The sequence below is a fragment of the Thiorhodococcus mannitoliphagus genome (assembly GCF_010915725.1).
Lineage (GTDB): Bacteria > Pseudomonadota > Gammaproteobacteria > Chromatiales > Chromatiaceae > Thiorhodococcus > Thiorhodococcus mannitoliphagus.
In genome coordinates, this window is the sequence record NZ_JAAIJR010000019.1 from 27,078 (window position 1) to 52,431 (window position 25,354).

Annotated in this window: 20 protein-coding genes; 7 read left to right on the forward strand and 13 right to left on the reverse strand. The window is 64.5% G+C overall.

Annotation, left to right across the window (positions count from 1 at the left end):
• Positions 1-209 precede the first annotated feature (209 nt).
• Together cbiE and G3480_RS06560 are read left to right on the forward strand one after the other, a co-directional pair.
• On the forward strand, positions 210-1,418 hold the full coding sequence (cbiE, locus tag G3480_RS06555; RefSeq protein WP_164652923.1) for a precorrin-6y C5,15-methyltransferase (decarboxylating) subunit CbiE: 1,209 nt from the start codon (positions 210-212) through the stop codon (positions 1,416-1,418).
• Between the two features lie 303 nt (positions 1,419-1,721).
• On the forward strand, positions 1,722-3,734 hold the full coding sequence (locus G3480_RS06560) for a putative bifunctional diguanylate cyclase/phosphodiesterase (RefSeq protein ID WP_164652924.1): 2,013 nt from the start codon (positions 1,722-1,724) through the stop codon (positions 3,732-3,734).
• A gap of 63 nt (positions 3,735-3,797) precedes the next feature.
• Here the strand turns inward: G3480_RS06560 and kaiC are convergent, their stop codons facing one another.
• The 5 genes from kaiC to G3480_RS06585 form a co-directional block, all read right to left on the reverse strand.
• Positions 3,798-5,327, reverse strand: a complete 1,530-nt coding sequence (gene kaiC, locus G3480_RS06565) for a circadian clock protein KaiC (protein WP_164652926.1) — start codon at positions 5,325-5,327, stop codon at positions 3,798-3,800.
• A complete protein-coding gene (locus G3480_RS06570) occupies positions 5,320-5,622 on the reverse strand; it encodes a circadian clock KaiB family protein (RefSeq protein ID WP_164652928.1) in 303 nt (100 codons plus the stop codon). Before G3480_RS06570 ends, kaiC begins: the two co-directional genes overlap by 8 nt.
• 31 nt (positions 5,623-5,653) lie before the next feature.
• Complete coding sequence (locus G3480_RS06575) at positions 5,654-6,523, reverse strand: response regulator (RefSeq protein ID WP_164652930.1); 870 nt, start codon at positions 6,521-6,523, stop codon at positions 5,654-5,656.
• A 261-nt stretch (positions 6,524-6,784) separates the two neighbouring features.
• Entirely contained in the window at positions 6,785-7,114 is a 330-nt protein-coding gene (locus tag G3480_RS29450) for an ATP-binding protein (protein ID WP_164652931.1), read from the reverse strand.
• Positions 7,115-7,165: 51 nt separating this feature from the next.
• Positions 7,166-8,470, reverse strand: a complete 1,305-nt coding sequence (locus G3480_RS06585; RefSeq protein ID WP_164652933.1) for a cobyrinic acid a,c-diamide synthase CobB — start codon at positions 8,468-8,470, stop codon at positions 7,166-7,168.
• A 378-nt stretch (positions 8,471-8,848) separates the two neighbouring features.
• Here G3480_RS06585 and G3480_RS06590 point away from each other — a divergent pair, with 378 nt between their 5' ends.
• Positions 8,849-9,241, forward strand: a complete 393-nt coding sequence (locus G3480_RS06590) for a cobalamin biosynthesis protein (protein WP_164652935.1) — start codon at positions 8,849-8,851, stop codon at positions 9,239-9,241.
• Between the two features lie 21 nt (positions 9,242-9,262).
• On the opposite strand, the gene G3480_RS06595 is transcribed toward G3480_RS06590, so the two are convergent.
• From G3480_RS06595 to G3480_RS06620, 6 genes are all read right to left on the reverse strand, one after another.
• The gene (locus tag G3480_RS06595; RefSeq protein WP_164652936.1) at positions 9,263-10,078 is read right to left on the reverse strand and encodes an ATP-binding cassette domain-containing protein; all 816 of its coding nucleotides are present in this window, start codon (positions 10,076-10,078) and stop codon (positions 9,263-9,265) included.
• Entirely contained in the window at positions 10,075-11,100 is a 1,026-nt protein-coding gene (locus G3480_RS06600) for a FecCD family ABC transporter permease (RefSeq protein WP_164652937.1), read from the reverse strand. Before G3480_RS06600 ends, G3480_RS06595 begins: the two co-directional genes overlap by 4 nt.
• Before the next feature lie 159 nt (positions 11,101-11,259).
• Positions 11,260-12,252 (reverse strand): ABC transporter substrate-binding protein, encoded by a 993-nt coding sequence (locus G3480_RS06605; protein WP_240905632.1) that lies wholly within the window; start codon positions 12,250-12,252, stop codon positions 11,260-11,262.
• Between the two features lie 6 nt (positions 12,253-12,258).
• A complete protein-coding gene (gene cobU, locus G3480_RS06610) occupies positions 12,259-12,801 on the reverse strand; it encodes a bifunctional adenosylcobinamide kinase/adenosylcobinamide-phosphate guanylyltransferase (protein WP_164652939.1) in 543 nt (180 codons plus the stop codon).
• Between the two features lie 349 nt (positions 12,802-13,150).
• Entirely contained in the window at positions 13,151-16,906 is a 3,756-nt protein-coding gene (metH, locus tag G3480_RS06615; RefSeq protein ID WP_164652941.1) for a methionine synthase, read from the reverse strand.
• 186 nt (positions 16,907-17,092) lie between these two features.
• The gene (locus tag G3480_RS06620) at positions 17,093-17,419 is read right to left on the reverse strand and encodes a cysteine-rich small domain-containing protein (RefSeq protein ID WP_164652943.1); all 327 of its coding nucleotides are present in this window, start codon (positions 17,417-17,419) and stop codon (positions 17,093-17,095) included.
• Between the two features lie 65 nt (positions 17,420-17,484).
• Here G3480_RS06620 and G3480_RS06625 point away from each other — a divergent pair, with 65 nt between their 5' ends.
• Positions 17,485-18,063 (forward strand): Uma2 family endonuclease, encoded by a 579-nt coding sequence (locus G3480_RS06625; protein ID WP_164652945.1) that lies wholly within the window; start codon positions 17,485-17,487, stop codon positions 18,061-18,063.
• A gap of 47 nt (positions 18,064-18,110) precedes the next feature.
• On the opposite strand, the gene G3480_RS06630 is transcribed toward G3480_RS06625, so the two are convergent.
• Positions 18,111-19,679 carry a cobyric acid synthase gene (locus G3480_RS06630; protein WP_164652947.1) on the reverse strand — a complete coding sequence of 523 codons (1,569 nt, stop codon included), beginning with the start codon at positions 19,677-19,679 and terminating at the stop codon, positions 18,111-18,113.
• Between the two features lie 448 nt (positions 19,680-20,127).
• Positions 20,128-21,768: a magnesium-protoporphyrin IX monomethyl ester anaerobic oxidative cyclase gene (gene bchE / locus G3480_RS06635; RefSeq protein ID WP_164652949.1), complete on the reverse strand. Its 1,641-nt coding sequence runs from the start codon at positions 21,766-21,768 to the stop codon at positions 20,128-20,130.
• Positions 21,769-22,084: 316 nt separating this feature from the next.
• On the opposite strand from bchE, the gene cobF reads away from it, so the two are divergent.
• From cobF to G3480_RS06650, 3 genes are all read left to right on the forward strand, one after another.
• Positions 22,085-22,867 (forward strand): precorrin-6A synthase (deacetylating), encoded by a 783-nt coding sequence (gene cobF / locus G3480_RS06640; protein ID WP_164652951.1) that lies wholly within the window; start codon positions 22,085-22,087, stop codon positions 22,865-22,867.
• A gap of 487 nt (positions 22,868-23,354) precedes the next feature.
• Complete coding sequence (locus tag G3480_RS06645; RefSeq protein WP_164652953.1) at positions 23,355-24,530, forward strand: hypothetical protein; 1,176 nt, start codon at positions 23,355-23,357, stop codon at positions 24,528-24,530.
• The gene (locus G3480_RS06650) at positions 24,497-25,252 is read left to right on the forward strand and encodes a hypothetical protein (RefSeq protein WP_164652955.1); all 756 of its coding nucleotides are present in this window, start codon (positions 24,497-24,499) and stop codon (positions 25,250-25,252) included. The genes G3480_RS06645 and G3480_RS06650 overlap by 34 nt, the downstream gene beginning before the upstream one ends.
• The last annotated feature ends 102 nt before the right edge of the window (positions 25,253-25,354 follow it).

The window sequence follows — 25,354 nt, forward strand, 5'->3', positions numbered from 1 at the left end:
GTGCGAAATCCACCACTGGCAGCAAGGCGCTCGGTGGACTGCACGATGTTTTTCCACCCGTAGGGCTAGGAGCACAGTCTCCTGATCCGAGCACTCCCCCTGATCCGAGCACCCCTCATGCCCAAGGCCCGACTGACTGCACACGACCTCACACCCTATTTGCAACCTTCTGCGATTCTTCAACCTTCAGTGCCTTGGGGTAAGACGCCATGAGCCTCTGGCTCACCATCGTCGGTATTGGCGAGGATGGCCTGACCGGACTCGGCGAGGCGGCGCGGCAGGCTGTCTCGGAGGCACGCATCCTCTTCGGCGGCGAGCGGCATCTCGCCATGATTCCCAGCCAAGCACAGCAGCAGCGGCTGCATTGGCCCAGTCCCTTCAGTGCGGCCTACGAGCTATTGCTGGCGCATCGCGGCAGCCCGGTTTGCGTCCTCGCCAGCGGCGACCCCATGCTCTTCGGCATCGGCGGCAGCCTCGCCTCACGCGTGCCAGCGGATGAGATGCGGATCATGCCCGCCCCCTCGTCCATGTCCCTGGCTGCCGCGCGCATGGGTTGGCCACTTCAGGACGTGCAGCTCATACCGGCCCACGGACGCCCGCTCGAGCGCGTCAACCTGCACCTGGCACCCGCAGCCCGCCTGCTGGTCTTGTCGGCCGACGGCGAGAGCCCAGCTCAGTTGGCCGCGCTCCTGACAAGCCGGGGCTATGGCGGCAGCCGGCTCATGGTCTTCGAGCGCGTCGGCGGCCCGGCCGAGCGCCGCATTGAGGGGACAGCCCTCGCGTGGCAGCAGCCGCCATGCGAGGCGCTCAATCTCATCGCGGTGGAGTGCGTCGCGGACGCCCAGACCAAGCCGCTGTCGCGACGCGGCGCCCTGCCCGACGACGCCTTCGAGCACGACGGTCAGCTCACCAAGCGAGACGTCCGGGCCGCCACCCTGGCCCGACTCGCGCCCCTTCCGGGCGAGCTGCTGTGGGACGTCGGCGCCGGCTGCGGCTCAATCGGCATCGAGTGGATGCGCGCGGACCTCGGCTGCCGCGCCATCGCCGTGGAGCCCAACGCCGCCCGACGCTCACTCATCGAACGCAACTGCAGGAACCTCGGCGTGCCGGATCTCACGTTGGTCGCCGGACGGGCACCCGAGGGGTTGGAAGGTCTGGAGCCACCGGATGCCGTCTTCATCGGCGGCGGCCTGACGGCCGAGGGCGTTGCCGAGCACTGCTGGCAGGCACTCAAGCCAGGCGGGCGGCTGGTCGCTAACGCCGTGACCATCCAGAGCGAAGCCTTCCTCGTCACCCTGCGTGAGCGCATTGGCGGCGAGCTAACGCGAATCTCAGTCGCCCACGCCAGTCCGCTTGGTCGCTTCGATGGCTGGCGGACGGCAATGCCGGTGACGGTATTGACGGCCGAAAAGGCCTAGAATCCTTGAGGGCGCAAAATGCTTGCAGATGAGTCGAATTTCGATGAAGCGTCCGACCATCCAAGGCCGTCGGTATCGGTATCGGTATCGAACCGACGATAGCGATCCCGATGGCATAAGTCATCTTGGATACTCCAGCTGTATTTCACCTAGGTATACTGACGCGCCTCTTTGGCTCACTCTTGGGAGTGATGCCTTTGACGCGATCAGCCCAGCAACTGCAGCACCCTTTCGTTGAGCCTCGGACCTCGACCCCACCTACGCTAGGGATCAGTTGTGGTCACACCCTATGCGGAGACGCAGTTGGACCCAAGACGAGCGCACACCCTAGACAAGAGACCGCATCAGTTCCGGCCAATTGAAGGGGCCGTAACGACCCTCCTCGTCCTAACCCTACTGACCGGTTCGGTGCTCCCTGCTGCATTGGCGCAGACGACAGACGCGATCACAGCGCCAGCCAAGGATCCCCGAGCGACGGCCACTCAGATCACTGATGCGCCTTGGCGCCAGGCAACCCTCTCAGCCGTGAAGCATCCCTGCACCCTGGCCGCCCTCGTCCTGCTCGGACTTGGCGGTTTCAGTCTGCACCGAATCCTGACACTTTCTGCCCGTCTGCAGGCTGCTCAGCACTCCCTAAGCGAACACAGCCTGGCCCTCAATGACATCGAGTACCAGCACCGACAGACCCATGCCGCACGGCGTGCGACAGAGGCGGCGCTCGAGGAGAGCCGCCACAATTTCTCCTGCTTGGTACAAGAGAACCAAGCTGGCATCCTCGTTCTCGACGCAGAGGGCACCGTCCTCTATGGGAACCCCGCCGCCTCACGGCTCTTGTCGATCAAGTCAGAACAGCTCCTTGGCGCCCCCTTCGGCATCCCGTCGGTGAGCAATTTCGAGACCGAGTTCAACGTGAAGCGTGCCGACGGCAGCCCAGGAGTCGCCGCAGTCTCGGCCACCGAGACCCGGTGGCAGGATCGCTTCGCGTATCTGGTCATGCTCTACGACATCACCGAGCGCAAGCAAGCCGAGGAGCAAGTGCGCCATCTCGCCTTCGAAGACAGCCTGACCGGACTGCCCAACCGAGGCCTCTTCTTCGACCGTCTGGAAGAGGCGGTGAAGCGCATGCGTCGCGATCGGCATGGTTTCGCGCTGATGTTCATGGATTTGAACAACTTCAAGGGCATCAACGATACCCTCGGCCACGCGACCGGCGACGATCTGCTCTGTGCCGTAGCGCAGCGTCTATCCGCAACCATGCGCGCCTCAGACACCCTCGCGCGCATGGGCGGCGACGAGTTCACCGCCATCTTCCCCGGCGTGACGACGCTGCGGGCCGCGACCGAAGTCGCACACAAGCTCCTCGAGCTGTTCGAGCGGCCGTTCCAACTCGCTGATCGGGAACTGAGCATCGGGACCAGCATCGGCCTGAGTCTCTGCCCCCTGCATAGTCGAGACCCGCGGGAACTCCTGCGCCAGGCCGACAGCGCTATGTATGACGCCAAACGCCAAGCTGGGAGCGGCTTCAGTGTCTATCGCACGGACATGACCCAAGTCCAGAAGTCACGCCTGGAACTGGAGCAGGAACTGCGCGAGGCCTTGTTGCACGAGCAATTCGTCCTCTTTTTTCAGCCCCGGACGGACCTGCGCAGCGGGGCCTGCGTCGCCGCCGAGGCCCTGCTGCGTTGGCGTCATCCAGAGCGCGGTCTGGTCGCCGCCAATGACTTCATGCCGATTCTGGAGAGCACGGGGCTGGTCGTCGAGGTGGGCCGGCAGACGCTGTCGATGGCCTGCCGGCAAGCGCTTCGCTGGCGCGAGCAGTGCAAGCGCCAAGTGTCGGTGGCGGTCAATGTCTCGCCGCTACAGCTCGAGCAATCTGATCTGGCGAAGGACATCGACAGCGTACTTCGCGACTCGGGCATCTCCCCAGACGCGCTGACCCTGGAGATCACCGAGACCGCCATCTTTCACAACAAGAGTCGCTCGACCGAAACACTGACTGCGCTCATGGACCTTGGCGTGCAGATCCATATCGACAACTTCGGCAGCAGCTATACCTCGCTGGAGATGCTCAAGCTGCCGCCCATCTCTGCGGTGAAGATCGATCGCGTCTTGGTCGCCGGCCTGAGCGAAAACCGCGCGGATCGGGCCTTGATCGAAGGCACCATCGCCGTTGCCCATGGACTCGACAAGCGGGTCATCGCTGAGGGCATCGAGACCGAGGAGCAGCGGCGCATCCTCGTGGAGTTGGGATGCGATGAAGGACAGGGCTATCTGATCGGGCAGCCGGTGCCGGCCGAGCGTCTCGCCCTCTGCTGATCCCGGGCGGCCGCACCAACGCGCGCAGCGAGGATCACGCAACCCCGAGATCGCCGAGAGCCATCAGTCGCTCGGGGAAACATCCTTGAACAGCTCTTCCATGCGCTCCAATTCACGTTGCGGGATGTGTTGCGGATGTCCGGCCAGGATGCCCGAGACGCTGCGGAAGGCATGCCCGATGTGCATACCGGTGCCGTCGATGTTGAACTCGCGGATGCTCTTATCGTGCGGCGAACCGCGCATCTTCAGCACCGTGAGTCCGCGCTTCATCTCGCCGAGCATCTCGACGTAGCGCAACAGGATGATGGAATCCGTGATGGTCGAGATGTGCGCCTCGGTCACCGATTCGCCGCCGAGAAGCCGCTCCGTGGTGGCCGTGAACAACCCCGCGACCTCAGTGTCCTTGATAAAGGATGTCAGGCTGATAACGAATTCGCGAAAGCCCTTGACGGTCGAAACCCGCTCGAGCGCCGACAGGCTGTCAACGGCGACGCGGTTTGGACGAAAGTCGTCGATGGCCTGCTTGATCGCGATCAGGTGGTCTTCGAGCCCGCAAGATTCCGGATAATTCGCGATGATCTTCAGTAAGCCACCCTGCTCATAGGCCTCGTAATCACGCCCCCAGCCGGATGCATTGCGCATCAGCTGATGGCGGCTTTCCTCGAACGCGAGCAGCAAGCAGCGCTCGCCGCGGTCGGCGCCACCGGAAATGAACTCGGTGGTCATCAGGGTCTTACCGCAACCCGTTGCGCCAGAGACCAGCACGATGGAGTCACGAAAAAAGCCCCCGCCGCACATGGCATCGAGTTCGGCGTTGCCGGCGCTGATCCGCACGTTCGAGGAACGCTGCCTCAGCTTGATGGCCGACAGCGGGATGACGACGATGCCCTGCCCCTCCATGACCGTGAAGGGATACTCGCCCTTTTGATGCGTGGTGCCGCGAAACTTGAGCACCTCGGCGGTGCGTCGACGCTTCTCGCCCTCAAGCACATTGCGCAGCACAATGACATTGTCGGTAACGAACTCCTCGACACCGTGGCGCGCGATGGGGCCATACTCGTCGTCGCGCTCGGCGGTCATGAGCGCGGTAACCCCCATCTGCTTGAGTGCCACGGTCAGCCGAAACAGCTCGTTGCGGATGATGCTGACGTTCTCGAATTGGTTGAAGATGGCACCCAAGGAGTCGAGCACGACACGCGTAGCGCCAACCGCCTTCACCGCCATCTCGATGCGCACGATGAGCGCGCCGAGGTCGTAGCCGCCGGTCTCGATCACCGGCTCGCCCGGCTCCGGCGAGGCGTCGACGAACATCCAGGCACCAGCCGCCTCGAACGCGGCGACGTCCCAATCGAGCGAGGCGACATTGCGCCGGATGTCCTCGGCACTCTCCTCGAAGGTGATAAAGACGCCGTGCTGGTCGAATTGCCGCACACCCTCCACCAGGAACTGCGCCGCAAGAATGGTCTTGCCGCTGCCGGCGGTGCCGGCGATCAGTGTGGTACGGGCTCGGGGCACACCGCCGTCGGTGACGATGTCCAGACCCGGAACACCGCTGGGCAGCTTTTCAACTTGGGGGGTTCGCACTCTACTCATGGGCGTCTCCGTCGTCGTTCAGGATCGGGAAGATATCCAGTCCCGATAACACCCGCTCTTTGTCGGATAGGTCACCGATGATGCGCCGTAACGGCGGCGGCAGTTGTTTGATCAGGGTCGGGGTGGCGATGATGCGTTGGCGCTCGCCCTCCTCCGGGTCTTCCATCAGATCGACCACCTCCATTTCGTAACGCCCCTGCAGCTCATCTGCGCAGATGCGCTTGAGATTGGCGATGGCGCGTTCCGCCTGCGGCGTATGACCGGTAATGAAAAGACGCAATGTGTAATTGCTCATATGGCATGTTCTCGATTCATGGCCGGATTCGTCATTCCTCTACGCTCCGGATGCCCATGCTGCCAACATAGTAGCGCCGGTAGTAGGACGCGAGGTAGCCCATCAATTCGAGGATCGTGATACGACCCTCGCTCACCAACAAGCGTTCCTCCGCGGGGCCAACGGCCGGGGTGAGCGCAGCCAGCGCCGCAGTGTGCAGGTCGACCAGGTCGCGGGGACTCGCCCGCACAAAGCCAAGCCGGTCCGCCAACTTGCGCAACTGCTCACTCACCGGGTGCTCCACCTGATAGACCTGGCGCTCGGCAGCGGCGGCGAGGATGCCGCCGTAGGCATCGCGAATCTCGGCAAAGAGCTTCGCATCGCTCTCCCGCAAGGGCCGCAGCCCGAAGGCACCCGCGCTGACCTTGAGCTTGGTGCCGGCGTCGATGCGGTCCATCGCCAAGGCCTCCCGCTCACGTTCGGCCGCTTGCAAACGACGACGCAACCGATTGCGCTCCCAGGCGAAACGCAGCGTTCTTTGGACCAGCGCCGCATCGTTGAGCCAGTCCTTTTGTATGAAGTCCTCCGCGCCGAGGCTCAGGGCCTCGAAGCCGAGGCGATCATCATCAAGGCCGGTCATCACCACGATCGGCAACCCCGGCGCCATCTCCAGCAGTCGCGCGAGCCCATCCAACTCCTGGCTGTCGGGCAACCCGAGATCCAGCAAGACCAGATCAAGACCGCGCTGACCCTGGACCTGATTCAGCTGAGCCTCTGCTGTGGTCAGGCATTCCGCCGCATCGACGTCGATGCCCGAGCCGGAGAGGATCAACTCGATCAAGCGCAAATCGGCTGGATTGTCCTCGACCACCAGCAACCGCAGCGGCGCAGTGGCGTCATATCGTGCAGCGGGGCTAGACATGATCAACTCCGGAACCTACGCGGGCACTTGCCCCAAGACGTGATCGGGCAAGGTGATTGGACTTCTAATTTGGCAACCTCTGCGCCTTGCGTCAGTCTCGCGGCGGCAATCTAACGACGGTGAACCAAAAGCCTTCGATCGACTTGATGACGCGCGCGAACTGCTCGAAATCCAGACCTTTGGTGACCTAACAACTCGCTGGCAGCCGTTAGCGGCGCAGGATGTCAAGAAGATGCGCTCGCAGCAAGGAACAGGCCGCGACTATACACCCGATACCTCACCGCCACTAAGACTCCGCTGCTCAGGGCGGCAACCCCAGGGAGCGTCGTGACACGCCGGCGACGCATCGGGCAGACAAAACGAAAACAGGCTCCCGTTGCCGGGCTCCGACGCGACCCAGATGCAGCCGCCATGGTGCTCGACGATACGCAGGCACAGGGCCAGGCCCATCCCAGCGCCGGCGATACTGCTTGAATGCAGCCTCAGCCTTGGGTGGACGCGCCTACCTTGCAAGGCGCCCCGCTGGAAGGATGGCCACGCCCGCCAACCACCAGCCCTCTGAACGAGGCGCATCGCGCGAGTTTTGCCCATCCGAGATCCGGACGACAGGTCTGTTGTTTCCCGGAAATCACCTTATCAGCCTCAATCCGGCAGGAACAGGGCCGCGGCCGCCTCAGGTGCCGACGGGAAGTAGAGGTGGAGATAGCTGGCCCGCACTGGCCCCTGACGATAGAAGGGCTCGCCCGCCTGACCGTCCCGTTGCCGTGTGCCGAAGGCGGCTGGCTGAACCTGGGCCTGCATCGTCGAGTGATGAAAGCTATGCCCGCGCAGACAGCCCTGGGGCAGCTCAAGCGACTGCATCCCAAGGCCCGCAAGACGCTGCTGCATGCGCCCTTGCCCCGGCAGAAGCCCCGCAAGCTCGGCCTCGACGCCAGCCTTGTCGATCAAGCGCTCCAGCAGATAGAGCATGCCGCCGCACTCCGCGTACATGGGTCGGCCGGCAGCCACATGCGTTTGCAGTGACTCCTTCATGGCGACATTGGCGGATAGGGCCTGGAGGTGCAGTTCAGGATAGCCGCCAGGCAGGTAGATGGCGTCCGCTGTCACCTCGCAATCAGCCAGGGGCGAGAAGAAGCTGAGTTCGGCCCCCAAGGACTCCAGCAGCCTCAGATTGTCCTCGTAGATGAAGGAGAAGGCGGCATCTCGCGCGACGGCAATGCGCCGCCCGGCGAGCAGCCGGGGCAACTCGGTCCACTCCGCAGGTGCGTGGAAGGCGACTGCCGCCGGCAGCTCGGCCAAGGCCGTCACGCCGATGCGATCCGCGGCGGCCTCTAGGCGCTGCTCTAGATCGGCGATCTCAGCGGCCTGTACCAGCCCCAGGTGACGGCTCGGCAGGGCCGCTTCGGCCAGGCGCGGGAGGCTGCCCAAGTAGGAAACCGAATCCGGAATCCCCGCGCGGAGCATTTCCTCATGGCGCGCACTCGCGACCTGATTCGCCAAGACGCCGCGAAACCTCAGCACGGGCCGATAGCTCGCCAGCCCCAGCGCGATCGCCCCAAAGGTCTGGCCCATGCCGCGCGCATCGATCAGGGCCGCCACCGGGAGCCCAAAGGTCTCGGCCAGATCCGCACCCGAGGGTGTGCCATCGAAGAGCCCCATGGCGCCCTCGACCAGAATGAGATCCGCCTCCCCCGCAGCCTGGTAGAGCTTGCGCCGACACTCCGCCTCGCCGACCATCCAGAGGTCGAGCGGACCAACCTCCGCGCCGCTGGCCCGGCCGAGGATCATGGGATCCAGGAAGTCTGGACCGGTCTTGAGCACAGCAACCCGGCAACCCAGCCGGTGGTGATAGCGGGCAAGCGCCGCCACCAGGGTCGTCTTGCCCTGCCCAGAGGCGCATGCGGTGAGAAAGAGCGCCGGGCAGTGGCGTGTGGATTGATCAGGCATGATTGAGCCTATCGGCCTAGAAACAACAGCTTAGAGAGCGCCCATCAATTATTTCCCGCTGCGAGCGATGCCGCCCGAAATCCCCCCTAGCCCCCCTTTACGAAAGGGGGGAAGTTGTTGATGGACACTTTCTTAGCACGTGCCCATCAATTATTTCCCGATGCGAGCGATGCCGCCAGAAATCCCCCCTAGCGCCCCTTTGCGAAAGGGGGGAAGTTGTTGATGGACGCTTTCTTAATCACTCAAGAATGCAAAGCTCGCAAAGGATTTCAAGGGGGTGACGCGCGCGGGAATGCCCATCCGAAGGGCGACCCTTTGCGTCTTTGCCGTTCCATTTCCCGGACTCAGGTCGAGACAACAAAGGCGGTTGGAATCAGCATGACTCAGAGCATCCCGGTCTGCATCGGCGTCGGCTGTCAGCGGGGAACCGCGCTTAGCACGCTTGAAGACGCCGTCGACGCGATCCTGGCGGAACTCGGGCCAGTCGAGGTCCGCTGCATTGTCAGCCACCAGCGCAAGGCCGAGGAGCCGGCGCTGCTCGCACTGGCGCGCAAGCGCGGATGGGTGCTCCAATGCTTCCCATCCGAACAGCTGGCTGCCGTCGCCGTTCCCAATCCTTGCGCGCGGGTCGGCGTCGAGGTCGGGACGCCCAGCGTCGCCGAGGCCGCAGCGCTGCTTGCCGCCGGGAGTTCTGAGCTGCTTGTCGAGAAGCGTCGCCACGTCGGAGCCGACGGCAAGGGCGCGACTCTGGCCGTCGCGCGCTGTCGATAAGGATGCGAACTCCATCGCGCGTCAACCCTGAGTCATCTCCGACTTGCCCTCCCGAGGCTCACACGCCCAGGGCAGCACATAGTCCAGCCCTTCATGCACGCCCGTGATGGCACGAATGCCGTAGACGCTGCGCAGGTGTTGGGCGGTCAGCACCTGCGCTGGAGCACCAAGCGCGATCCCCGCGCCGCCATCCAGCAACAGCAGTTGGTCGCAGAAGCGGCTTGCCAGCGTCAGGTCATGCAGCACCAGAATGAGGCTCCCGCCCTGGTTGCAGTGTTCGCGCAGCAGCGCCATGACCTGGATCTGATGCCTGGGGTCCAGCGCCGCCACTGGCTCATCCGCCAGGATCAGCGGCGCCTGGACCGCCAGCACGCGCGCCAGCCGTGCCCGCGCACGCTCGCCGCCCGACAGCTCGGTCACCTTGCGATGACGCAGGTGCTGAATGTCGGCGGCCCGCAAGGCGGCATCGACGGCCGCGCGATCCTCGGCGCCTGGCGTCCCAGCACCACGCCACCAGCTCCCGCGATAGGGGTGTCGGCCGAGCGCGACCAGGTCCTGAACGGCAATCGGCCATTGCACGGCATCACCCTGGCTGAGGTAGGCGATCCGGCGCGCCCGCTCCCGCGCCTCGACCCGAGCCAAGTCTTGACCATTCAGCCGGATGCGACCGCGATACGGCAGCAGCTGCGCGATCGCCTTCACCAGCGTGCTCTTGCCGGCACCATTGGGGCCAATGAGTCCCAAGAGTTCGCCCTCGCCGACCTTCAAGGACAGGTCGCGCACGCAGGCCTTGCCGCCGAGCACGACCTCGAGCCCGGAGACCTCGAGCAGACTCACAGCAGATCCCTCCGCGAGCGCAGCACCAGACCGAGAAAGAAGGGGGCGCCGATCAGGGCGGTGACCACCCCGAGCATCAGCTCGCGCGGCGTGTCGAGGAGTCGCACGCTGATATCGGCGGCCAGAACCAGCACGGCACCACCCAAGGCACTCGCGAGGAGGAGCCGTCCAGGGCGATAGGCGACGAAGCGCCGCAGCAGGTGCGGGACCACCAAACCGACGAAGCCGATGGTCCCGGTGACGGCGACCGTGGCACCGACGCTGAGGGCCGAGCCGAGAATGATGAGTCTGCGCAGCCGGCCCAGGTCGACGCCGAGCGTCGCGGCCTCGGCCTCACCCAGACTGAGCACATCGAGCGCGGGCGCGGCCATGAAGAGCAGGCCAAGCCCGATAAGGACGAAGGGCAGACAGAGCCACACCTCCTCGAAGCTGCGATCGCTGATCGAGCCTAGCAGCCAGAGCAGGATGTCCTGCACCCCGCCCGGATCGGGTGCCAGGTTCAGGGCCAGCGAGGTCAAGGCCCCGGCCAGGGACGACAGGGCGACGCCGGCGAGGATGAGGGTCAGATTGTTCGAGCCGGCCCGTGCGAGGGCATAGAGCAGCAGGGTCGCCAGGAGTGCGAAGGTCATGGCTGCCGCCGGCAGTATCCAGAGACTCATCGCACTGATGCCGAAATAGAGCGTCAAAACCGCGCCGAGTCCCGCGCTAGACGAGATGCCGAGCAGCCCAGGCTCGGCCAGCGGGTTGCGCAGGAGCCCCTGCAGCGCGGCGCCGGACGCGCCAAGCGCCAGCCCGACCAGCCAGGCCAGGGCCACCCGCGGCAGCCGGATCTGCTGCACGATCAGTCGGTGTTCCTCGGGCCCGGTGCCGAGCAGGCCGCCCACCACCTCGCCGAGCGACAGCGGTGCGCTGCCGAAACGCAGCGAGACCAGACTCAGCGCCAACAAGAGCCCGACCAGAAGCAGATTCAGGGGCAAGGGCCGGCGCCGAGGAAGTCCATCCGAATGAGCGGTATCGATCATGCTTGGGTCCAACCGCACACCCGGAGGGAGCGACGCCCCGCCGCGACGGGCGCGCGATCGCGGCGGGGCGCCGCTCCCACGTCGCTTTGCCCGAAGGCCGCGCGGTGCCAGATCGCGCAACTGGGCGGTGTGATGATCAGCGCCGAATAAGCCAAGCCCTCAGTCTCCCAAGTCTGCTGCGGCGCCAAGCGGCAGCCGATCCAAGTGCGCGGCGATCTGCTCCGCCGCGCCAATCAACTCAAGACCGCCGCATCCCCAGGCATTTCCCGGAATGCGGATGTTGGGAGTGCGCGCCAGCAGGGTCCGGAACAGCGGATGGCGGCCATAGGCCGAGCCGGTCTTGGAGCGGCTCCGATCGAAGTAGCCGAGCAGAAAGACATCCGGCGGCGAGGTGATCAGCTGCTCCAAGGGAAAGCGGCCCCAGCCGGACAGCCCCTGCTCCCTGGCCAGATTCTGCAGACCGAGCCGGGTGATGACGTCGTCGACATAGGTGCCCTGCCCCGCCGTGCCGCCGTTGGGGCGCAGATAGAGCATGCGGTATGGCCGCTGCCGCTCGGCCAGGGCGCGCATCCGTCGCTCGGCCTCGGCGGCCTTGGCCTCGCCGACCGACTTGCGCCCGATCTGGGCGGCGATCTCGCGCACCGCAGCCAGGCTGTCCTGCCAATTGCGTGGATAGGGGGCAGAAATAGCGCGGATCCCTTGGGTGGCGAGCAGATCGGCGTGCCGTCTGGCGGTCCAGCCGAAGTAGACCAGGGCGATGTCCGGCTTGAGATGGAGCAGATCCTCGACGCTGCCGCGGTTCGCCGGATAGCGTCGCGCCTGCTCGGCGACCGGCGACACCTGCGGATCCTGGCTTTGGCGCGAGACAGAGAGGATCTGCTCCGGTGCGGCGATCTTGAGCAGAAGAAGGTCCGAGCAAAGGTCGGTGCTCACGACGGTCGGCAGCGCGGCCTGAGCCGAGCAGGCGCAAAGCGCGAGGACGAGGGCGAGCGCGGTGGGAGCGCCGCGCCGACGCGACCGCTCGGTCAGCACAGTGCCTGTCGCGCCGAGGCGGCGCTCCCACATCTGCGCAGCGCAGACGCCGCGCCAACGGTGGAAGGGCTGCGCCTCCCACAGAGGCGCGTCGCGCGGAGAGATGCTGATCCTGCCCAAGGCCGATCAGTCCAGAGGCGACCCGAGCCGGGCAAGATCGAGGACATGGCCGCCCGCAACCAGATAGACCGCCGAGCAGCGGGCACCGAGCCGTCGCGTCAAGCCGCCGAGCCGGTCGCGAAACTGTCGCCCCATCGGATAGGCCGGGATAACGCCCCAGCCGGTCTCCTCGGCCACCAGGATGACCGGCCCCGAGCAGCGCGCCAGCGCCTGCAGCAGCCGCTCGACCCGATCCGCCCAGGCGGCGTCATCCAGTTCGAGCAGATTGGCGACCCAGGTGCCGAGCGAATCGACCAGGAGGCAGTGATCCGGGCTGGAGTGAGTCTCGATCTCGCCCTCCAGCGCCGTCGGCACACAAAGGGTCAGCCAATCCGCCGGCCGGCGCACGCGATGCGCCTCGATACGCGCCATCCAATCCGCGTCGTCCCGGTCCTCCCGCGCCGTCGCCACATAGACAACCGCCCGCCCCGACTCAAGCGCCAGCCGCTCCGCCCACTCGCTCTTACCGCTGCGCGCCGGCCCCGTCACCAACACAGCAGCAGACCGCAAAGCCCCCTCACGCATCAACCACAAGCCTCACAAGCCCCTGACAACTGACAACTGACAACTGACAACTGAACTCCGCGCACGAGCGCAACCTCGGCGCGAGACGGACGTACCCATCTTGCAAGGCGCTGAGCGGGGATGATGGGCACGCCCGTCGACCCTCAGCGCTTCGAACAAAACTCACCGCGAGGGCTTTGCCCATCCTACAAGACCAGCGAGCCGGCCCCGTCACCAACACAGCAGCAGACCGCAAAGCCCCCCTCACGCATCAACCACAAGCCTCACAAGCCCCTGCCAACTGCCAACTGACAACTGACAACTGACAACTGACAACTGACAACTGACCACCGATTCAAACATCATACCCAAGCACCGGCGCCAGCCAGCGCTCGGCCTCGGCGACCGTCATGCCCTTGCGCGCGGCGTAGTCCTCGACCTGATCCTTCTGGACCTTGCCGGTACCGAAGTAGCGCGCCTGCGGATGCGAGAAGTACCAGCCAGAAACCGCTGCCGTCGGCAGCATGGCGAAGTTCTCGGTCAGGGTGATGCCGATGCGCCGATCAGGCTCCAGCAGCTCCCAGAGGGTGCCCTTCTCGGTGTGGTCCGGGCAGGCCGCGTAGCCGGGCGCGGGACGGATGCCGTCGTATTTCTCCGCGATCAGCTCTTCGTTGCTCAACGCCTCGCCCGCCGCATGCCCCCAGTAACGGGTGCGCACCAACTGATGTAGACGCTCGGCGAAGGCCTCGGCCAAACGGTCGGCCAGGGCCTTGAGCATGATGGCGTTGTAGTCGTCGTGATCAGCCTCGAAACGCGCCAGGTGGGCGTCGATGCCCACGCCGGCGGTGAGTGCGAAGGCGCCGATCCAGTCGGCCTGTCCAGCGGGTGCGATGAAGTCGGACAGACAGAAATTGGGCTGATTGCGTCCGGCATCGCGCGGCATCTGCTGACGCAGGTGGTGGAGCACGGCCATCGGCTCACCGCGCGATTCTTCGGCATAGAGCGCGATATCGTCGTCCCCCGCGGCATTGGCCGGGAAGAAGCCGAACACGGCGCGCGCCTCCAGCCAGTGCTCGCCCACCAGGCGTTCCAGGAGGGACTGCGCGTCGGCGTAGAGCTTGCGCGCCTCCTCGCCGATGACCGCGTCGTCGAGGATGTCCGGGAAGCCTTTGTGCGCCAGCTCCCAGGCATTGAAGAAGGGTAGCCAGTCGATGTACTGCACCAGGTCTTCCAGCGGGAAGCCTTTGATGGTGGCGATCACACCGCCGCCAGCTGGCTCCAGCTCAAGGGTCCAAGGCGCGGATTCACGAAACCCGGAATCGAGCACCGCTGGCCTTGGCGGCCTGTAGCTCGCCCAGTCGACTGACAGGCGATTGGCGCGCGCCGCCGCGATGGGCATGGACTTGCGCACCGCCCCCCTGCTCTCGCGCTCCGTGCGGACGCGCGCGTACTCCTCGCGGATCGCGTCGACATAGGGCCCGCGCAGCTCGTCGCTCAGCAGATTGGAGGCGACGCCCACCGCCCGAGAGGCGTCCGGCACGTAGATGACCGGGGCCTCGCGCTGCGGGGCGATCTTGATGGCGGTGTGGACCTTGGAGGTCGTCGCGCCGCCGATGAGCAGAGGCACATCCAAACCTTGTCGCACCATCTCCTTAGCGACATGCACCATCTCATCCAGCGACGGGGTGATGAGACCGGAGAGTCCGATGATGTCGACCTTTTCCTCGCGCGCACGCTGCAGGATCGTGTCCGCCGCCACCATGACGCCGATGTCGATCACCTCGTAGCTGTTGCACTGCAGGACCACGCCGACGATGTTCTTGCCGATATCGTGCACGTCGCCCTTGACCGTCGCCATGAGGATGCGGCCGTTGCTCTTGGCGGCATCGCCAGAGGCTGCCTTCTCGGCCTCCAGGTAGGGAAACAGGTAGGCGACCGCCTTCTTCATGACCCGCGCCGACTTGACCACCTGCGGCAGGAACATCTTGCCCTCGCCGAAGAGGTCGCCGACATGGTTCATGCCGGCCATCAGCGGCCCCTCGATGACCAGCAGCGGGCGCCCGAGCGCCTGACGCGCCGCTTCGGTGTCCTCGTCGATGTAGTCGGTAATGCCCTTGACCAAGGCATGCTTGAGGCGCTCCTCGACCGGCCAACTCCGCCACTCCTGCTCCTCCGGGCGTGCCTCCACCGAGCCGTCGCCCCGATACTTGTCGGCGATCTCGAGCATGCGCTCGGTGCTGTCGTCGCGGCGATTGAGAATCACATCCTCGACCGCCTCGCGCAGTTCGTCCGACAGGTCGTCAACGATGGCGAGCTGGCCGGCGTTGACGATGCCCATATCCATGCCGGCCTTGATGGCGTGGTAGAGGAAGACCGCGTGGATCGCCTCGCGCACCGGATTGTTGCCGCGGAAGGAGAAGGAGACGTTGGACACGCCGCCGGAAATCAAGGCGTGGGGCAGCGTCCGCTTGATCTCGCGCGTCGCCTCGATGAAGTCGACCGCGTAGTTGTTGTGCTCCTCGATGCCGGTGGCGACCGCGAAGATGTTCGGGTCGAAGATGATGTCCTCGGCCGGAAAGCCGACCTGTTCGGTCAGCAGCTTGTAGGCCCGGGTGCAGATCTCGACCTTGCGCGCCCGGGTATCGGCCTGCCCGACCTCGTCGAAGGCCATGACGATGACCGCCGCGCCATAGCGCCGGCACAGCCGCGCCTGCTGAAGGAACTTCTCCTCGCCTTCCTTGAGCGAGATGGAGTTGACGATGGGCTTGCCCTGGACGCACTTGAGCCCAGTCTCGATGACCTCCCACTTGGAGGAGTCGATCATCACCGGGACCTTGGCGATATCGGGCTCGGCCGCGGTCAGGTTGAGGAAGCGCTTCATGGCGGCGACCGCGTCGAGCAGCCCCTCGTCCATGTTGACGTCGATCACCTGGGCGCCGTTCTCGACCTGCTCCAGCGCGACGCTGAGGGCGGTGTCGTAGTCGTCCTCCTTGATCAGGCGCTTGAAGCGCGCCGAGCCGGTGACGTTGGTGCGCTCGCCGACGTTGACGAAGAAGGACTCGGCGGCAATGTTGAGCGGCTCCAGCCCGGAGAGGCGGCAGGCCGGCGCGATGCTCGGCTTGGCGCGCGGCGCCATGCCGTCGACCGCCTTCGCCATCGCACGGATATGGTCCGGCGTGGTGCCGCAGCAGCCGCCGATGATGTTGAGGAAGCCGTTCCGCGCCCAGTCGGCGACCTCCTCCGCCATCTGCTCCGGCCCAAGGTCGTAGCCGCCCAGCTCATTCGGCAGACCCGCATTCGGATGCGCCGAAATCAGGCACTCGCCGATGCGCGACAGCTCCTCGACGTAAGCGCGTAGCTCGTATGGACCCAGGGCGCAGTTGAGGCCGATGCTCAGCGGCTCGGCGTGCCGCAGCGAGTTGTAGAAGGCCTCCGTCGTCTGGCCGGTCAATGTGCGGCCGGACTGATCCGTGATGGTGCCCGAGAGCATGATGGGCCGCTCGACACCGTCCTCGTCGAACACCTGCTTCACGGCGAAGACCGCCGCCTTGGCGTTCAGGGTGTCGAAGATCGTCTCGATGAGGATGATGTCGGCCCCGCCCTCGATCAGTCCGCGCGTGGACTCGGCATAGGCGGCGACCAGGGTGTCGAAGTCGACATTGCGCTTGCCGGGGTCGTTGACGTCCGGCGAGATGGAGGCGGTGCGGTTGGTCGGGCCGAGGACCCCGGCCACGAAGCGCGGCTTCTCCGCCGTGCTGTAAGCATCGGCCGCCCCCCGAGCCAAGCGCGCCGCAGCGACGTTGATCTCACGGGCCAGCTCCTCCATGCCGTAGTCGGCCATGGCGATGCGGGTGCCGTTGAAGCTGTTGGTCTCGATGATGTCGGCACCGGCCTCGAGATACTGCTCGTGGATCCCCCGAATCACATCCGGGCGCGTGAGCGCGAGCAGGTCGTTGTTGCCCTTGAGGTCGCTGGGCCAGTCCGCGAAACGCTCGCCGCGATAATCGGCCTCGGTCAAGCCATGGCGCTGGATCATGGTGCCCATGGCGCCGTCGAGGATGAGGATGGATTCGGCTAGACGCCGATGCAGCAAGGAGGCTGAGTCAGACATGAGTGCTCGCGGATTCTGGTTCTGGACGACGCATCCAAGCAACGCTGGACCGGCGGTAGATCAGACGACGCGCGGTCACGAGCATGGAGGCATGGTGTGAGGAAAGGCCAGTCAAAGTGCCTTTCGCGCTGGAAGCAAGGGGCTTCGCGCCGAGGCGTGCCATGCGAAATGGCCGTCTCGGTGGACCTATGACGCCCGTTCGGCGTTGCGATAGGGCTCGCGCTGCTCCTGTCCGTCCCAGACCCGAGGCCGTTCCAGCCACTTTTGGATGAACGCCCAGGAAGCGCTGTAGCCATCGTGTGGGAGGCGGCACTTAGAGCAGTCTTTACGCCTGAGCCCGTGCTTATCGGTATAGACCCGATAGGGTCCCGGACAGGCGTATGCGATCAGAGGACAATAACAGAAAAGGCAGTTGAATTCTCGCTTGACCCCTTGGTGACAAGGGTAAAAGGGGCAGCTGAGGTTGGTGAAGCCCTTGTAGGCTGGATCCCTGGTGGTGTCTTTGGGCTGCATCTTTGATTCAAGCCATTGGTTATACTGGTCGCGAGACCTGATCTACCATCATGAGAGGTATCGACATGAGCCTGGCAGCGCAAGCCCTTTACATGACTGTGGACGACTATCTGGGTGCCGAGCAATCGAGCGACATCCGTCACGAGTATGTCGCCGGCCAAATGTTCGCGATGGCCGGCGCTGGCGAGGCGCACAACCGCATCGCTGGCAACCTATTCTTCCACTTGAGATCAGCCACGCGCGGCACGCCCTGTGGCGCCTTCATCAGCGACATGAAGGTCCGGGTCGAGAAGCACGATGCATTCTATTATCCAGATGTGCTCCTGGCCTGCGACCGCGACGACAGCGCATCCATCTACAAGCAGTCGCCCTGCTTGATCGCCGAGGTCCTGTCACCCTCGACCGAGGTCATCGACCGCCGTGAAAAGCTCGTCGCCTATCGATCACTCCCCTCACTGCGCTATTACATGCTCGTCAGCCAGGAGCGCCACCGGGTCGAGTTCTACAGCCTGGGAGATGACGGGATCTGGCGACACCAGGTCTTCGAGCAGGAGGGGGAGCTTCAGGTGCAGTGCGGTGATCTCGACATTCGCTTCTCACTGGCGGATGTCTACGAGGACGTGGAACTCGCACCTCAAGGATAGAGCAGCCCCTGGACGCAGGCCGCCTGACCTTGCGGCCACGCCCCTGCTCAGCGCGCCAGTTCCAGGAGCGCGTCCAGATCCAGACAGGCCTCGCAGTGCTCGGCCAGGTCGTCTAGGGCCGCCTCGACCCTGGCCTCGAAATCGATGGTCGCCGCCTGAGCGCCGACCTGCTCGAGCCAGTGCGCCCTAAAGGCATCCGCGCCAAAGATGCCATGCAGATAGCCGCCCATGACACGCCCGTCTGGGGTAATAGCCCCTTCGGGGCGCACCCGTCCGGCGCCATCGTCCAGCAGCATCCAGGGACGCTCCAGCCCGGCACCCGTCGTGCGCCCCATATGCATTTCGTAGCCACTGATGCGGCAGCCGCTGCGCTGCTCCTGGGCATCGATCTCGATCAGCCGCTTGTCCGCCCCGATCTCGGTCTCGATATCGAGCAGCCCAAGCCCAGGCGTCTCGCCTGGCTCGCCCTCGATGCCCTGGGGATCGCGCACCAGGCGCCCAAGCATCTGATAGCCGGCACAGAGCCCGACGACCCGGCCGCCGCGACGCACATGGGCCTTGATGTCGATGTCCCAGCCCTCGCGGCGCAGCACCTCGAGATCCGCCCGTGTCGCCTTCGAGCCGGGCAGGATCACCACATCCGTCTCGGCGGGGATGGGATGCCCCGGATTGATCCAGCGCAGGTTGACGCTCGGCTCCGCGGCCAAGGGATCCATGTCATCGAAATTGGCGACCCGTGATAGACGCGGGATGGCGACATTGAGCGTCCCGCCCCTGGTCTCTGCGGGGCGCTCGAGCGCCAGCGAGTCCTCGGCCGGCAACCGATCCGCCCCTTCGAACCAACGCACCATACCAACGAAAGGCCAACCCGTATGTTCGGTAATGGTCTCGCAGGCGGGCTCGAAGAGCGAGAAATCGCCGCGAAACTTGTTGACGATGTAGCCGACGACACGATCGCGGTCGGCCTGGTCCAACAGCAGCCAGGTGCCCACCAGGGAGGCCATGGTGCCGCCCTTGTCCAGATCCCCAACAACGATGACCGGCACGCCCGCACGCTCGGCGAAGTGCATGTTGGTGATATCGCAATGGCGCAGATAGATCTCCGCCCCGCTACCCGCGCCCTCGACCAGCACCAGATCCGCCTCGGCACAGAGGCGCTCGAAGCTGTCGAGCACAGCCGGCATCAGCCCCTGGCGCATCTCGTGATAGACGCGCGCCGGGCAGTTTCCAAGCGAACGTCCGCGCAGGACGACCTGCGAGCCGACGTTGGTCTGCGGCTTTAGGAGCACAGGGTTCATGTGGATTGATGGGCGCACCCCGCAGGCCAGCGCCTGGAGGGCTTGGGCACGCCCGATCTCGCCGCGCGGCTGCTCGCCGTCCGGTCCTGGAGGCGCGTCGGTATCCAGCGTGACGGCCGCGTTGTTGCTCATGTTCTGCGCCTTGAAGGGACGCACCACCAGTCCGCGTCGGGTATAGGCGCGGCAGAGCCCGGCGACCAGCATACTCTTGCCGACGTCCGAGGCGGTTCCCTGAATCATGAGCACGCGGGCGCGGCGCGGACCACTGTCGCGCAACGGGGGTAAATCAAGCTTAATCGTGGGTGCGGAATCGGACATGGACGGGAAGCATCGTTGGCAGTTGGCAGTTGGCAGTTGGCAGTTGGCAGTTGGCAGTTGGCAGTTGGCAGTTGGCAGTTCAGGCTGTCGGCATGCGCGGCGCTTGTCCAGCATTGCGTTGCCTAATTGAGGCGCTGTCGTCCATCGGTGGATTTCGCTAGGAGCCTGTCCGACTTGGGGGGATCGAAGCGAGGAAGTGGGAGAGCGAGGCCATTTCGTTCCGGTTTTGAGGCGCATAGTGGTTCTATGTAACGAAAAAGCGGGGCGAAAGGGACCCTTCTCCCGATTCCGCAGCCGATTCATCCTAAGTCGGACAGGCTCCTAGGCTCATCCACCCTCGCCAGTTGCAGAGGTGGTCCTCTCAAACAGACACGGGGTCTGCACCCAAGGGTGCAGACCCCGTGTTCTCGCGGATGGCTCGGAGCGAATCCGAACCAAAGAGAGCGGATCAGGCGTTCTCGTATTCCTTGATCTGCTCCTCGGTCATCTGCTGGTCTCCGCCGCCGCAAGCCTTGGGACCACCGCACGCCTGTGGCGCCGCGCCGACCGCGCTGACCGCCGGACGCTTGGCCGGCGGCGCCTTCTTCCAGGAATTGTGATCCGGCTCGACAATCTTGGTCCTGGACTTGTCGTAGTCGAACTTGATGAACTTCTTGAACAGCGGGCCCCAGTAGTTCTGCTTGCCCAGCTGATAGAAGCGACGCTCCATGGCGCTCTTCAAGAACGCCTTGATACAACCGATCAGGTACTTACGGCGGAAGGGATCCTTCACCCAGGGATACTGGAAGAACATCCGCTTCATGTAAAAGCGCCGGTAATTGGCCATGACGCCGTCGAGCAACTCGGCGCGGTCGATGTTGTCGGGCTTCATGATCGGCGAGACGAAGTTGTACTTCGAGTAGTCGAAGACCTCGACCCTGTCGCCCATTTCCGTGAACATATCGGAGAAGGGCCAGGGGGTGTACATCGACCAGTTGGCCATGTCGGCGCCCCAGTCCATGACCATCTGATAGGTCTCTTCGAGCGTCTCGCGAGTCTCGTTCTCGAGGCCGACGATGAACTGCGCCTCGGTGACGATGCCGTTCTGTTGCAGCAGCTGAATGGCGCGCTTGTTTTGTTCGATCGTCGTCTCTTTGACGAAGCGGTCGAGGTTGAGCTGAGCGGCGGCCTCGGTACCGAGTGAGATGTGCACCAGCCCGGCCTTGCGGTAGAAGGGCAGCAAATCCTCGTCACGCATGACGTCGGTGACACGGGTGTTGATGCCCCAATGGATGCCCAGGTCGCGGTCGATCAGCTCCTGACAGAACTCGACGAACTTCGCCTTGTTGATCTGCGGCTCTTCGTCGGCAAGGATGAAGAAGCCGACGCCATGAACTTTCACCAGCTCCTCGATCTCGTCGACCATGCGCTTGGGATCGCGCACGCGATAATCACGCCAGAACTTCCATTGCGAGCAGAAGCTGCAGGTGAAGGGGCAGCCGCGCGCCATGTTGGGGGTCGCAACCGGAACGCCGAGCGGGATGTAGATGTACTTCTTCCACTCCAGGATGCCCCAGTCCGGCCAGATGGAATCGACATCTTTGATCGAAGGCTCTGCCGGCGTGGCCACGACCTGGTTGTCTTCGCCTAAGAAGGCGAGTCCGTTAATCGTCTCGCGCTCGGCCGGCCAGCGGCCCTCGTCGATGGCGCGCACCAGATTCAAGGTGACGGCCTCGCCCTCACCGCGGACGATGACGTCGATCCAGGGGGCCTCGGCCAGCACCTGCTGGAACATGAAGGTGCCGTGGATACCGCCGAGCACCCTGACCGCATTCGGGCACTCCTCCTTGGCGATCTGCAGGACACGCTGCGCGGCATAGATCATCGGCGTCATCGCCGTGGTCGCGACGATGTCGGCCTTGGCGTCGCGGATCGCCACGCGCAGCTGCTCCTCGTCCAGCTTGTCCACCAGGGCGTCGACGAAGTGATAGTCCTCGTAGCCGCCGGACTTCAGGTAACCGGCAATATAGGCGACCCACGCTGGCGACCAGTTGCCAGCGATATCAGCGGCACCGGCGCTATAGTTTGGGTGGACAAAAAGGATTCGCATTGTCAGCTCCGGGTTTTCAAGAACAGTCGGGCATGGACGCGCTAGTGTAGAAGCAGCACCTTAGCCACTGATGAGGATGCGTCAGTCCCGCCGGCTTAAGCAACCTGTCAGTAGATAGGGTTATTCGGCATTTCCGACTGGGATAAGCGAAATCGAGATCAAGTCGCCGATAATACCAACGACTCGGTAGAATCGCCATGCTGATAGTCATCACCGACCAGGCCCGGACGCGCACCGGCACCACCCACGCGCGCTACCCCTGTCGCTTGCGCGGCGGAGGTCACGGCAGAGCCCCATCGCAACATCCCGAGAAACCATGAAGAAGCTGTACCTCATCGGCATGGGTCCAGGCGGACCCCAGTACCTTACCATCCAAGCCATCGAGACACTCAAGCGCACCAACGTCTTCTTCATGTTAGAGAAGGAGGGCCAGGGGAAGGAAGAGCTGCTACAGATGCGCAAGGACATCCTGACTCACTATTTGGGGGAATCAGGCTACCGTGTCGTCATCGCGACCAGCCCCCCGCGACGCATGACGGCCGAGGGCTACAAGGCCGGCGTCAAGGTCTGGCACGACGAAAAGCGCGCCCTCTTCGAGCGTCTCCTCACCCAGGAGTTGGACGACGGCCAGAGCGGAGCCTTGCTGCTCTGGGGTGACCCGAGCATCTATGATCAGACCGTCAGCCTCATCGCCGAGCTGGCAGCATCCTCCGCGGGCGAGTTGGACTTCGAGATCATCCCAGGCATCACCTCCGTTCAAATGCTGACCGCCAGACACAAGATCCCAATGAACCGCGTCGGCGAGAGCATCACCATCACCACAGGCCGCCATGCCGAGACCTGCGACCCGGCCGATCTTCAGAATGCCGTGGTCATGCTCGACTACAACGCCTCCTTCCAGCGCTTCAAGGGCCAGAATATGGATGTCTACTGGGGCGGCTATCTTGGCTGCCCAGACGAGGTCCTGGTCTCTGGCCCAATCGACGAAGTGACGGATGATCTGTTAGCGACCAAGGCAGCCGTGCGCGACAAGAAGGGCTGGCTCATGGACATCTATCTGCTGCGCCGTCGCGAGACAGACGACAGCAAAGCCTCCTAGTGCTGCGGGTTAGAAGTCGCGAGGCCGTTCTTGGCCATTGTCGTTGTCGTTGTCGTTCTCGTTGTCGAAATATTCGCTATGTCGAGACCGCGATCACGATTACGACAACGACAAGGCACCCGTCTCGGAACTTGCGCGGCGACGCACTAGGCCACCCATGCCGTTCATCGGGCAAGAGGACCGATTGAGCGCGACCACAACTGATCTCTAGCGTCGGTTGGGCCGAGGTACGGGATCCAACGGAAGGCTGCATGTTGGCCCGCCTAACGTCGGCCCAAGGATCGCTGGCAAGCGCCCGTCGCCTATGGCCGCACCTGGAGCCTTGAAATGCCGGATCTAGGGTCAGCGTACTGTGCTAGCATCCTCGACGGGATGCGCGCGGGTATTTCGCTGTAAAATGGCCGGCATCCTGCTCGATGGCGCTCCTTCAGTGCCGCATGCCAAATCATTGAGCAAAATCCTTCTGTCAGAGAGGCGTTGGTCAAACGTGCGTTTGAAAGCCACATTGTGCTGTATGGCGATCTCCGGGCTGCTGCTCACGGGCTGCGCCGGAACCCCAAGCAACTATTCGTCGAACCCCGAACTCAGCTCGGCACCCTTGCCCGGCGATTTCGACCGACTTCCCCAGACCACGCTGCCGGGCGCAACGCGCGATGAGGTCAAGCTGCTGGCCATGGGGGCCGCGCGCAACAAGGGCTGGAGCATCACCAAGACAGGCTCCGACCGACTCATCGCACAGCGCAATGCGGATCCGAGTCTGCTCGACTCCTACGGGACCGGACCACTGCCAGGATCAACGCTGGAGGTCACCTCCTTCTTCGTCCAGCAAGGCAGCAATCTCAACGTCGCGACCAAGGCCGAGGTCGTCTCCCCCGCGATCTCAGGTCAGCCGGTGCGGCGCACGGATGTCACCGAGACCTATCGTGATACCTTAGAGCAGTCGCTGAACTCCCTGCGCACGACCTGGTCGAGCAACCGCGGGCGCGTGGCACGCGCGACGCCACCTGCGCAAGGCTGGGCAGACCCTTGGGCCGGAACTCCCTACGCGCGCCCACCGAAGACGGAAGAGCCGACTGACGATGCCCCCGCACCCGAGGTTGCAAGCACACCCGCACCAGCGGCCGAGCCCGCCGCAGCGACGCCCGACGTTGCGGAGCCCCTCCCGGAATATCGCCCTGAGCCGGAGAGGAGAGCCGCAGAGCCAGCATTCCAGACTCAGCAGACGACTCCAATGACAACGCCGACCCCAGAGGTCGCGGAGACCCAGATCTCGCCTCAAGTCCAGCCATCCTACACCCGGCCACTCCCAGAGCCACGACGGCCCCCACCGAGTGCCGCACCCGTTATCGACGCCACGGCCGCCCTCGACACCCGCTACCGCAGTGACTACGGCAGCCCGATCGGCAACGATTACGGCGCCCCGACCAGCGTCGCGCCACGTGAGAACATGATGGCACTGCCGCAAAGCAGCACCGGCTCGGCCGGCGTCACCTCAGCCGCCTACGCAGAGCAATATGCCCGTCAGCGCGGCTGTCAGGTCTCTGCTTCAGGGTCACAACTGATCGAGTCGCGCCAAGACGGGGAAGTGCACAAGGTGCCCTGCGAAGGCAGCGATAGCTTTCTCATCAAATGTCAGAACGGAAGCTGCCAAGGCCTCCTCTGAGCCCGCAGACAAGGCTTGCCCCAAGGCGCCGGGCGTCTCGCAGCGCGTCGGCGCGTCTCTGCCTTGTCGCGCTGCTCGCCCTGCTGATACCGCCTTGGGCGCTCGCCGGCGCACCACCGAACGTCATGCTGTTCGGCGCGCGACTTGACGATGCCCGAGCTTTCGCGGTGGACAGCGCCGCCAGCCGCGGCTGGCGGATCCTCTCTGCGACCTCAGGCGCGGCCGTCTTCGAGCAAATCCTCGCGGGTCACGACGAAGACGGCGTGCTGATTGCCGAGCGCGTGCTGCGCATCTACGCGGACTTCGCGGAGGACTCGGATGGGTCCCGCGTCAGCCTCCGCGCCGAGGAAGTAGAATGGCCTGGCACTGAGAATGAGTGGCGATCAGACGTCACCGAGCACTATTCCGAAAACCTCATGAAGGCACTGGCGTCGCTGCGCGGCAAGTGGGACGCGCGCGGCACCGGGCCCGACAGAAGCACGGCCATCCGGCCCCGGATGGGGCATTTGACATCAGAATCTCGGCAGCGCGCGCCCGCAACGGTCGGTATTTGGGCCTACGCCGCGGAGCGCTATGCCATGACGCGCGGCTGCTCCTTGACAGAGCAGGCCACCAAACTCGAGGGATCCGGTCAAGGTTGGGAGCAGCACCGCGTCTTCTGTCAGAACGGCGTCCAGATGCTCGTGCAATGTCGCTACGGCGACTGCACGACCCATGAGTAGCAATGTCCGCCATGATTGCGCCCCGCCTAGGAGCCTGCGTCGGCGAAATCAGGACGCCCTAAGAAAGCGTCCATCAACAACTTCCCCCCTTTCGCAAAGGGG

Bases quoted from the DNA above. Each gene is read 5' to 3' on its own strand.
- cbiE (WP_164652923.1), top strand. From the start codon at position 210: ATGAGCCTCTGGCTCACCATCGTCGGTATTGGCGAGGATGGCCTGACC.
- kaiC (WP_164652926.1), bottom strand. From the start codon at position 5,327: ATGAGTAGAGTGCGAACCCCCCAAGTTGAAAAGCTGCCCAGCGGTGTT.
- G3480_RS06570 (WP_164652928.1), bottom strand. From the start codon at position 5,622: ATGAGCAATTACACATTGCGTCTTTTCATTACCGGTCATACGCCGCAG.
- G3480_RS06575 (WP_164652930.1), bottom strand. From the start codon at position 6,523: ATGTCTAGCCCCGCTGCACGATATGACGCCACTGCGCCGCTGCGGTTG.
- G3480_RS29450 (WP_164652931.1), bottom strand. From the start codon at position 7,114: ATGGGCAAAACTCGCGCGATGCGCCTCGTTCAGAGGGCTGGTGGTTGG.
- G3480_RS06585 (WP_164652933.1), bottom strand. From the start codon at position 8,470: ATGCCTGATCAATCCACACGCCACTGCCCGGCGCTCTTTCTCACCGCA.
- G3480_RS06590 (WP_164652935.1), top strand. From the start codon at position 8,849: ATGACTCAGAGCATCCCGGTCTGCATCGGCGTCGGCTGTCAGCGGGGA.
- G3480_RS06600 (WP_164652937.1), bottom strand. From the start codon at position 11,100: ATGATCGATACCGCTCATTCGGATGGACTTCCTCGGCGCCGGCCCTTG.
- metH (WP_164652941.1), bottom strand. From the start codon at position 16,906: ATGTCTGACTCAGCCTCCTTGCTGCATCGGCGTCTAGCCGAATCCATC.
- G3480_RS06620 (WP_164652943.1), bottom strand. From the start codon at position 17,419: ATGCAGCCCAAAGACACCACCAGGGATCCAGCCTACAAGGGCTTCACC.
- G3480_RS06625 (WP_164652945.1), top strand. From the start codon at position 17,485: ATGAGCCTGGCAGCGCAAGCCCTTTACATGACTGTGGACGACTATCTG.
- G3480_RS06630 (WP_164652947.1), bottom strand. From the start codon at position 19,679: ATGTCCGATTCCGCACCCACGATTAAGCTTGATTTACCCCCGTTGCGC.
- bchE (WP_164652949.1), bottom strand. From the start codon at position 21,768: ATGCGAATCCTTTTTGTCCACCCAAACTATAGCGCCGGTGCCGCTGAT.
- cobF (WP_164652951.1), top strand. From the start codon at position 22,085: ATGAAGAAGCTGTACCTCATCGGCATGGGTCCAGGCGGACCCCAGTAC.
- G3480_RS06650 (WP_164652955.1), top strand. From the start codon at position 24,497: ATGTCAGAACGGAAGCTGCCAAGGCCTCCTCTGAGCCCGCAGACAAGG.